Origin of the sequence: Campylobacter sp. MG1 (assembly GCF_026616895.1) — a bacterium.
In the GTDB taxonomy this organism is placed as follows: domain Bacteria; phylum Campylobacterota; class Campylobacteria; order Campylobacterales; family Campylobacteraceae; genus Campylobacter_E.
Genome location: NZ_JANYME010000001.1, coordinates 297,057 through 306,614, shown reverse-complemented (window position 1 = coordinate 306,614; position 9,558 = coordinate 297,057). Strand labels below are relative to the sequence as shown.

Sequence of the window (9,558 nt, the reverse complement as noted above, 5' to 3'; positions counted from 1 at the left end):
TTATTAAAGTCTAATTTATTATCTACTCCTATATAAACTCTATTAGCTTTTAAGTTATTTGTATTAGTTTCTAAATAATTATAATCAGTATTTATCCAAAAACCTTTATTAGTTTCATTGTTTCTTAAATATGTAAATCTACTTTCTGTATCATCTATATAATATCTTGTAGTGTAATATGGAGAGTATATTATGGTTTTTATTACATTAGCTACTGGTTCATTAAAGCTATCAAATATAATAAAATCATTTATATTATCTTTGTTGTATGTATTTAATTTATTTAAATCCCCTTCAAATTTATTTGATAATGTTTCATCTTTAATATCATCTATATTTACATTAGATACAATATTATCTTTAATACTACTATCTACATTATCATTAAAGCCTAAGCTCCATACATTATCTGTTTTATTATTGTTTTCTATATTATTAAAGTGTAAGATATCATCACTTAATTTGTAATTTACTAAAGCACCTGTTTGAGATTTTCTATAAACTACACTAAAATAATCTTTTTTTAATTCATCTTCATTATTAATAATAGCAATAGGGACATTTTTATCTTTTAATAAAGATAAGTCAGTGTTTGCTATAATGATTTTATTATTACCACCACTTGCTTTTTCATTAACTATAATAGGACCACTAAATTTATCATTTAAACTTGTATCATTTCCTCCACCATATAAATAAAAGTTTGTATTATTAGCATTAAGATTATTTGTATTTATGTTTGCATAGATATGAGAATCGTTGGTAGTAAGATTATTTGTATCAATATTATTTGCTTTAATAATTGAATTATTATTTATGCTTATACTATCATTTGCTTTAATTGTGTTTGTGTTTAAATTGATATTATTTAAAGTAATATTATCAAATACATCATTAGTATCTATATTAACATTATTAAGTTCTATACTATCAAGGGTTAATGAATTTTTAGAATTATTAACAGCGCTAAAATTTACATTAGTTGCTTTACCATTTACTAAGCTAACATCTCCACTAATTTTTACTTCATTAGTTTGGTTTGTGTTGTTTATAAATTCTGTATTCTTAATAGTATAAACATCGCCTGTAGCTGATGGTATAATAAATGTACTATTATCTTGTAAAGTTATTTCTTTATCTTTACCTGATTGTAATATGGTTTCATTAGCTTTTATTATATTATTAGTACCTTCTATTAATGTGTCTATTATGTTTATTTTATCAGCTGTTAGGTTGGCGTCTTTGATTGTTACAAAATCTTTCATATAATTTTCCGAGAAACTAGGATTGTTTCTTATATATTTTATATCATCTGGTGATAATTGTGGATAAAGCCAAGCAATATAATCTGATGAGTATCCATTCATAATAGGTAGCTCAGATGGAATATCAAAAATAGGTATTTCAATATTTCTATCATTTATTATAATATTTTTATCTGATATTATTGTTCCACTTACTAATGAATTAGTTAATATTTCATGAGCCTTATCATCTGCTATAGTTTGTGTCGAAGGAAGTACATAAATATCATCACTAGATTTTATTAATGAATTTTTACTTAAATTATTGCTATGTAATATATAAACCTTTGAGCTTGATTCTAATGTGCCATTAAAATCACTTGCAAATATTGAAGTAATACCATCGGTTTTTATATGTGAATTTTCGTTGATAATAGTTGTTCTTATTATAAGCTCATCCTTAATATATAAATTTCCATCAAATTCGTTTGAATATTTTGGTTTGTACCCACTAGGTCTATTACCAAAATTTGCTCTATCTGCAATTATAATATTATCTTTTGTAACAATATTTTTTTTATTAGCATACGATATATATTCTACATTAATACTAGTATTAATTATTGAACCATATAAACTTAAACTATCGTATTTGTCATTAAATTTGCTACTTATTGTGCTATTAGAAATATTAATATAAGTGTTGTTTGTAGAATTAGAATCAAATTCTATATTCTCACCTAAATTTGAATTATTTATATTAATAGATCTATCAGTTGTAAAATTAAGTTTATTGTTAATATCTACGCCATCAAAATATACTGAACTTAAATTATTAAAATCACCACCATTAATTTTATTGCTTTTAATAGTTAAATCTCCATTAAATACTCCATCATTAACGATAGTATTATCTTCTATCGTGGTTGAATTAAAAAAATTACCATTATTAATAGTGCTATTTTTTATTATTATATTATCACCTGTAAAATTACCGCCATTAACAATACTATTATTTTCTATTGTAGTTGTAGCTAAAAAATCATTACTGTTAATATTCCCACTATCAATAGTTGAATTATTTATATTAATATTGCTAGCCGTTAAATCACCTTTGATTATAGAGTTATTTGTTACATTTATTGAACCATTAGATATTACTCTACTACCACTTTCTAGTAATTTATTGTTTATTTCTATATCGCTATTTTGTGTAGTGCTAGGGAATGTATCTTGTGAATAAGCATTAGTAATTAATGTAAATGCTAGTAAAGATAATTTTATTTTTTTATTCATCTAAATCCTTTTAAATTTATTAAAATATTTTTAATATCTATGAAAAAATTAAGGGAGTGATTATATATAAAAAAAAAAACGGATAAATAAGTCGTGAAAATTTTTATATTCTACTAAAAAATTAAAATATTTATAAATTATTTAAAATATCTTTAGCTTTTTCTAAATCATCAAGATTTAATAATAAATCAAATTCCTTAGGTTTTTTATAGACCTTATCATAATAATTGATTAAAAGTATTTTTGCTACACTTTTTAAATCCTTATTATTATAAGCAGTGCTTAGCTCATAAACTAAGGCATTTCCTAAATAAGGCTTTAATCTCTCAAGACAAAAATAAAAAAATTCCGAGCTAATGTTTTGATAATCATTCACACAATTTTGCACTCTAATATCCAAACTAGCTTCGCAAAACACCTTAATACCGCTATTCATTTGCTCATAAAAATTATTAAATAAAGTTATAGTTCCTATGTTTTTGCTCTCTGCTTCTATGAATACTTTTGCATCTTTTAATGCTTTTAATTCATTTATTAGATTTATATCAAATTGTTGTTGGCTAGGTTGTAAAAACCCACGAGAGCCAAAAGTTGAGCCGAAATGATGGGCTAATTTTTCTAAATCTATTTTATTATCAAGTAATTTTAAAAGCCTTGTTTTACCACAAGCTGTATTTCCTGCTAGGCTTACAAAATTAGGATTTTGATAGCTATTAAGATACGAAATCATCTCGTTTCTAAGTTCTTTAAAACCACCTTCGCATTTATAGACTTTAAATCCAATCTCACTTAAAATATGACCTATCGCACCACTTCGCTGACCACCCCTAGCACAATAAATATATATTTCATCTTTATGTGGATTTGCTATATTTTGTATTTTTTTAAGATGAATGCTTGTGTTTTTGCAAATAAAACTAGCTCCTAATAATTTTGCGTTAAATTTATTAGTAGCATATTTTGTCCCTACTAACTTATGCTCTTCGTTGTTTAAAGCAAAAAAGTTTAAGGCTTTTTTTAAATGTGCTTTTTTGTATTCATTTGGACTTCTTGCGTCTATTAAAATATTTTTATTAGTATTTAAAAATTCTTTAGCACTAATTAGCTGCATTGTAGTTTTTAAAGCTCTCTTTTATCTTTAAATATAATTCATCTAGGCTAGTCCCTATAACTCTAGTATCACAAATAGTGGTTATAAAATTAGTATCCTTATGCCATCTTGGTAAGACATGCAAATGCAAGTGTTTTGCTATACCAGCACCTGCTGCATCGCCTAAATTAAGTCCGATATTTACTCCTTGTGCGTGCAAGGTTGTTCTCATAATATTTTCAGCAAATCTAGATATTTTTGCCATTCTAAGCCAAGTTATCTCATCTAAATCGTTTAAAAACTCAACATGCTTTCTAGGAGTTATTAGAATATGTCCTGGAGAATAAGGATATTTATTCATTAAAACCCTACATAATTCATCTTCATAAACTAGCACTTCACTATCTTCGCAAAAAGGACATAAACTTCTATCTTCTTTAAAATATTTATCACGCCAAGGTGCTTTTAGATAATTCATATAACTCTCCTTTTAGTTTAGTATTAGGGATATTTTCTAATAAATCTTTATTAGTTATAAATATGTTAAAATTATATATTGTAGCTTTTAATAAATCAGTATTATTTTTAGCTAAAAATGCCAAGTTAAAGCCTGAATTTCTAGCTAAATTTATTAAATTTTTATTTATAATTTTATCTAAAATTACTCCATCAGCACCATAAATACTAGCTTTTATTAAATCATCTTCATTTAAATTTTGTGAAAAATAGAATAAATATTTTTTACTATATCTTCTAGCGTATCCTAATTCATCAAAATTATTAGTTATAAAAGCATCACTATCGTCATTTAAGTCTTTGCTAAATTTAATTATTTTATTATTAAATAAATCTAAATCACGAGGATAAAAAATATTAAAACTAAGGCTTTTGATTAAAATATCTTTACTTAAATTTTGCATTTTTCTATCCTTTTTTTATGCAAAATAACATCTTTTTCTTTAAAAATACTATGATTTTTTGGTATTTTATTGAAGATTTCTTTTGCATTTTTACAATCATTTAATAAATAATATCCCCATGCTAAGGTGTCTATTAAAAAAACATTTGAAGGTTCTAATTCTAAACCTTTTTTTGCTAGTTCTATTCCTTTTTTAATATTTATTCTATCATCAATAATTGTATAAGCGTAGTTATTAAAAGAATTAGCATCAAATCCACCTTTTGCTACTAATTCATCAAGTTTAAAATAATCAAATGTTTTTGGATTGTCTAACATTTCAAATATATAGCTATCTATTAGCATTTTATTATCGTTAGTTTTTATAGCATTTTCATACAATATTTTGCTTAATTCTTTATATCTTTTTAACTCATGTAAAATATTTTGTTTTAGTAATTCATCTATATTAATTAATTTTTCAAGTTCTTTTTCATTTTTAAAATGTATTAAGAATTGTGCTAAAGTATATATAAATGTTTTTTCATTAGTGTAATTATATAATAAATTTGACAGCTTGATTAATTCTTTAGTATCTGATTTTTTTAATCTTTCTACCATTGCTTGTGCTTTGAATGCTAAAAATATAGCATTTTCTTTATTATTTTCAATATTTTTTGTAATATCTATTATCTCATTATATTTTTTATTTGATAATAGTTTATTAAGATACTCTACTACTGTTTTAGGTTCTAATTTGATTAATTTTTCATATTGTTTCAATTCTTTTAATGCCACTAATCTTAATTGAAAATATGGTATAAATTCTTTTTCTATCTTATTATTTTTTAAAGCTTCTTTATACATATCATCTGTTAGTTTGATTACTTCTTGATATTTTTTCATTGTAATAAGTCTTTGAAGATATATGTACAAACTATATAAATTATTGTATTTTTTATAATAATCTTTGGATATAATATACGCTTTTTCGTTTAAATTATCATTTATTAATTGTTCTTGTACAGCTACACTAAGACTTAAATCCTCATTGTTTTTTATATATTCGTAATATATTTTTATTAACTTTTTATAATCTTTTTTTTCTACGAGTTTAATTATTTTTACTTTTGTTAAAAGAATATTTTCATTATCAATAATTTCTAATTCTTTTATTAAATTATCAATATTTAAATTTGCTACTAACCCTTGCTTAATAGCTCCTTCTAAATATGCTTTATTTTTAGTATTATTATACAATTTTTCGTATGCTTTACTTGAAATTTCACTATTTTTATTTTCGTTCAATAAAGCATCTAATATTAATTCATCATTATTTGCTAATAAAAAAGTTGATAATAATATTAGTATTAATTTACTCCAATACATTCTTTTTTAAGCTCCTTTAGGTTATTTTTAAAATATTCCCAAAACGGAAATGTTCTACATTGCATAGGTCTTGCTTCATATACTCCACAATTTTTATTAATTTCATCAAAAAATATACAAGCAAAGCCATTGTTATATGGCTTTTCAATTAGGCTAAACCTAACGCCTACTTTAATGCAATATTTACTAACAAAATCATTAAAAGTTGTATTTTTTATCTTAGCTAGTTGGATAATTTCATCGCTAGTTAAAAATATATAACCACTCTCACCCGTGCAACACTTACCGCCACACTCACTGCATTTACTCTCATCAAATGAATATGAGTAATCTTTATTGTAAATCATAACTTTGAACCTTGATATTTTGATAAATTGAATTAAATTCTTTTGTTGTGCCATTACTATCGTTACATATTAAAGGTGGCAAAATCAGCACATCGCTTTTGCTTAATTTTCTTGCTTTAATTAATACTAAATTTGATGGTTTTTCGGCTTTTGTGTGAATAAATCTTATTATTTCGCATTTTAAATTCGTATTTTTTAAGGTTTCAAATATTAAATCAATTTTTTTAGCATCATAACAAAAATACAAAAAACCTTTTGGTTTTAATAATTTATCAGCACTTTTTAACAATATTTCAAGTGGCAAAAAATCAATATGTCTTGAAATATTTAAATGCTTATTTTGTGCTTGCATTTTAGAATAAAATGGTGGATTAGAGATTATAAAATCATAATAATTATAAACTTTATAATCTTTAATATCACCTAAAATTACTTTATAATCAAGATTATTTTTTTCATAATTTTTTTTGCATAATTTTACATTTTTTTCTTGAATATCAATTGCATCTATTTTTATATTTTTATTTTCGCTTAATAATAGGCTTAAAATTCCACTCCCAGCACCAATATCAAGTCCTATTCCTTTAAGCTTATCTTTACTTATAAAATCATATAAAATTATGCTATCACTATTGTAGCGATAGCCGTTTTTATATTGATAAATTATCATTTATAAACTCTTAAAATAAAGCCTTTTTTATTGTCTTTTGAGTATTCAGGCTCTAAACTTGAGCTAATTAGTGCATTAGGAATTTTTGATTTTATATAACTTGCAGCACTTTTTGTTCTATCTTTTGATAATCCAAAATTAGCTAAGCGAGTTAATCTTTGCACTTCTTTAGAGCTAATGTGTATTCCATCTATGGCGTTTAGACTTTTGAATCCTCCACCATCTATTATAGGTGTTATTTCGTATAATAAATTTTCATTATATTTATTTAAAAATTCATCAAGTTTTAAATAGCACGCCTGACTTAAAGTAGTCTCACCTGATTTTATATCATCACAAATCATACTATCTAATAACTTTATGTTTTGAGTATTTAATTTTTCGTTATCGTATGATGTTTGTGGTTTAATTGTTTGATTTTCTTGCATATTGTTTGTTTTTAAATTATTTAATTCTTGTAATAGATTATTTTTTTCTAGTTCTAAATTTGCTATTTTTTCATAATTATTATCATTTGTTTTAAAATTTTCAACTATTTTTTCAAGTTTTAAATTATCTTCTTTATATTTATTATTTTCTAGCTCTTTATTATTTAGTTTTTCTTGTAATTCTAAGAATTTAATGTTTAATTCATCGTAAGATTTTTTTACTTCATTAAAATTAGAATCATTATTAATGCTTTTTTTTGTGTTTTTATATTCTTCAAGTTCTAGTTTGGTACGAAAAAGTTTGTCTTTTAGTTCATTTTTTTCTTTTTCTAATTCATCAGTTAGTTTTATTTTGTTGTTTAGCTGTTCGTTTTCTTTAGTAAGATTTTCAACTACATTATTTATTTCGTTTATTTTTGTTAATAAATCTTGATTTTTATTATTCTCATTTGTTTTATTTAATGCTTGTAATGTTTTTATTTCTTTTTCTAAATTTATATTTTTTGTATTTAATTCACTATTTTCTTTTTCTAATTTATGCATATTTTCTATTTGTGCTTTTAAATTATTATTTTCATTAGTGATATTTAATAAATTTTTATTTTTGCCTTCTAATGTTGTATTTAATAAATTTAGTTCATCCTGTGTTTTTTTTAGTAAATTATCTTTTTCAACTATACTTGTTTGTTTTTCATTTTTTAAAGTATCTATTGTTGAGTTAAGATTATTTATTATTTTTTCTTTTTCGTTTAAGTTTTTAATTAATTCATCTATTTGTGCTTTGTAATTAGATAATTGCTCGTTTATTTTTGTTATTTTTTCTTCATAAGATATTTTACTTTTTTCATTTGCTAATAATATTTCTTGTTTGATTTTTTGATTTAAACTATTATTTTCTAATTTTAGTTGTTCGTTTTTTATTTTTATTTTATCTAAGTCTAAATATATCTTTTCAAATTCCGTTTTAATTTCTTTCGGACTATTCTTTTTTAATATTTCTATTTGTTTTGTTAACATGACTATTTTATTATTTAAGAATTCATAATTTTGTAAATCAATTTCTGATACATTTAGTTTTTGTTTTTTTTGCTCTATATTTTTGTTTTCTTTTTTATTTTCTTGCTGTTTTATTTCTATTTTATGTGTATCTTGTTTTTTAATATCTTTTGTTGGGATAGTAAAATAAACTATCCCTAATACTAATAAAACAATTAATAATACATATATGACTATGTTTTTTTTTATCAATTTTAAGCCTTAGTAATGAAATCGGCAATGGTTTTTGCATTATTTAATGCACTTATTATGCTTGTACCGTTTTTACTAGCAATATCTCCTGCTACGAAAATATTTTTAACATTACTTTGCATATTTGTATCAAATGTAGGAACACCTTTATCATCAATTTCTACACCACAATTTGTTAAAAAATCAACTGGAGTTGAGCCACCAATTCCATAAATTATTCTATCAAAAATCTCTTTTTCACCATTAGTATAAGTAACTTCAGGTTTATTATCTACTTCATTTACCTCAACTATATCTATACCCATTTTAAGTGTCATTTTAGCTTTATAAACATTATCTAAATTTATATCATTTAATCTAGTAAAAGTTGATTTTCTATAACATAATGTTACATTTGCTTTTACACTCAAATCCACTGCATATTCAGCTGCACTATTACCACCACCAACTACTAAGATTTTTTCATTTTCTTTAGCATCATTTGCGTTAAAATTGATAACTTTACTTAATTTTGAAGGTAGTTTATAGCTTGGCTTATTTGGTTTTCCCATTCTACCTATTGAAATTACTGCATTTTTAGTTTTAAATTCGCCTTTGCTAGTATGGACGATTAAAATATCATCGTTTTGTTTAATTTTTTCAACTTCATTTGAAAACATCATTTCAAAGCCACTATCACAAAATTTATTAAATAATTCAAGTGAAGTTTCTTTTGTCCCATCTTCAAAAGGTATATTACCGATATTTGGTATATCAATTTTATTATAAACTTTATCAACTCTTTTACCGTCTTTATAATATGTTCTAAAAGTTTGACAATTTTCACCGGCTTTTTCTATTAATAACACGTGTTTTAAGCCATTTTTATGAGCTTCATAAGCACTTGCAATTCCTGCTGGACCTGCACCAATTACTATTAAGTCGTATATCATTTTCATCCTTTTATTA

General features: G+C 23.4%; 9 protein-coding genes. All 9 read right to left on the bottom strand.

All coding sequences use genetic code 11. The features are described from left to right. The coding region (locus tag NY022_RS01425; protein ID WP_267523233.1) for a hypothetical protein at positions 1–2,540 on the bottom strand (2,540 nt) is incomplete at its 3' end. Positions 2,541–2,670: 130 nt separating this feature from the next. Then, positions 2,671–3,651 (bottom strand): tRNA 2-selenouridine(34) synthase MnmH, encoded by a 981-nt coding sequence (gene mnmH / locus NY022_RS01420; protein ID WP_267523232.1) that lies wholly within the window; start codon positions 3,649–3,651, stop codon positions 2,671–2,673. Then, positions 3,638–4,108 (bottom strand): HIT family protein, encoded by a 471-nt coding sequence (locus NY022_RS01415; RefSeq protein ID WP_267523231.1) that lies wholly within the window; start codon positions 4,106–4,108, stop codon positions 3,638–3,640. The genes mnmH and NY022_RS01415 overlap by 14 nt, the downstream gene beginning before the upstream one ends. Then, positions 4,080–4,550 carry a hypothetical protein gene (locus NY022_RS01410; protein ID WP_267523230.1) on the bottom strand — a complete coding sequence of 157 codons (471 nt, stop codon included), beginning with the start codon at positions 4,548–4,550 and terminating at the stop codon, positions 4,080–4,082. The genes NY022_RS01415 and NY022_RS01410 overlap by 29 nt, the downstream gene beginning before the upstream one ends. Next, on the bottom strand, positions 4,538–5,917 hold the full coding sequence (locus NY022_RS01405) for a hypothetical protein (protein ID WP_267523229.1): 1,380 nt from the start codon (positions 5,915–5,917) through the stop codon (positions 4,538–4,540). The genes NY022_RS01410 and NY022_RS01405 overlap by 13 nt, the downstream gene beginning before the upstream one ends. Continuing rightward, entirely contained in the window at positions 5,899–6,264 is a 366-nt protein-coding gene (locus NY022_RS01400) for a YkgJ family cysteine cluster protein (RefSeq protein ID WP_239802725.1), read from the bottom strand. Before NY022_RS01400 ends, NY022_RS01405 begins: the two co-directional genes overlap by 19 nt. After that, a complete protein-coding gene (locus tag NY022_RS01395; RefSeq protein WP_267523228.1) occupies positions 6,251–6,934 on the bottom strand; it encodes a tRNA1(Val) (adenine(37)-N6)-methyltransferase in 684 nt (227 codons plus the stop codon). The genes NY022_RS01400 and NY022_RS01395 overlap by 14 nt, the downstream gene beginning before the upstream one ends. Further along, on the bottom strand, positions 6,931–8,610 hold the full coding sequence (locus NY022_RS01390; protein WP_267523227.1) for a hypothetical protein: 1,680 nt from the start codon (positions 8,608–8,610) through the stop codon (positions 6,931–6,933). The genes NY022_RS01395 and NY022_RS01390 overlap by 4 nt, the downstream gene beginning before the upstream one ends. Before the next feature lie 2 nt (positions 8,611–8,612). Beyond that, positions 8,613–9,548, bottom strand: a complete 936-nt coding sequence (locus NY022_RS01385; protein ID WP_267523226.1) for an NAD(P)-binding domain-containing protein — start codon at positions 9,546–9,548, stop codon at positions 8,613–8,615. Positions 9,549–9,558 lie beyond the last annotated feature (10 nt).

Bases quoted from the DNA above. Each gene is read 5' to 3' on its own strand.
- mnmH (WP_267523232.1), bottom strand. From the start codon at position 3,651: ATGCAGCTAATTAGTGCTAAAGAATTTTTAAATACTAATAAAAATATT.
- NY022_RS01415 (WP_267523231.1), bottom strand. From the start codon at position 4,108: ATGAATTATCTAAAAGCACCTTGGCGTGATAAATATTTTAAAGAAGAT.
- NY022_RS01410 (WP_267523230.1), bottom strand. From the start codon at position 4,550: ATGCAAAATTTAAGTAAAGATATTTTAATCAAAAGCCTTAGTTTTAAT.
- NY022_RS01405 (WP_267523229.1), bottom strand. From the start codon at position 5,917: ATGTATTGGAGTAAATTAATACTAATATTATTATCAACTTTTTTATTA.
- NY022_RS01400 (WP_239802725.1), bottom strand. From the start codon at position 6,264: ATGATTTACAATAAAGATTACTCATATTCATTTGATGAGAGTAAATGC.
- NY022_RS01395 (WP_267523228.1), bottom strand. From the start codon at position 6,934: ATGATAATTTATCAATATAAAAACGGCTATCGCTACAATAGTGATAGC.
- NY022_RS01385 (WP_267523226.1), bottom strand. From the start codon at position 9,548: ATGAAAATGATATACGACTTAATAGTAATTGGTGCAGGTCCAGCAGGA.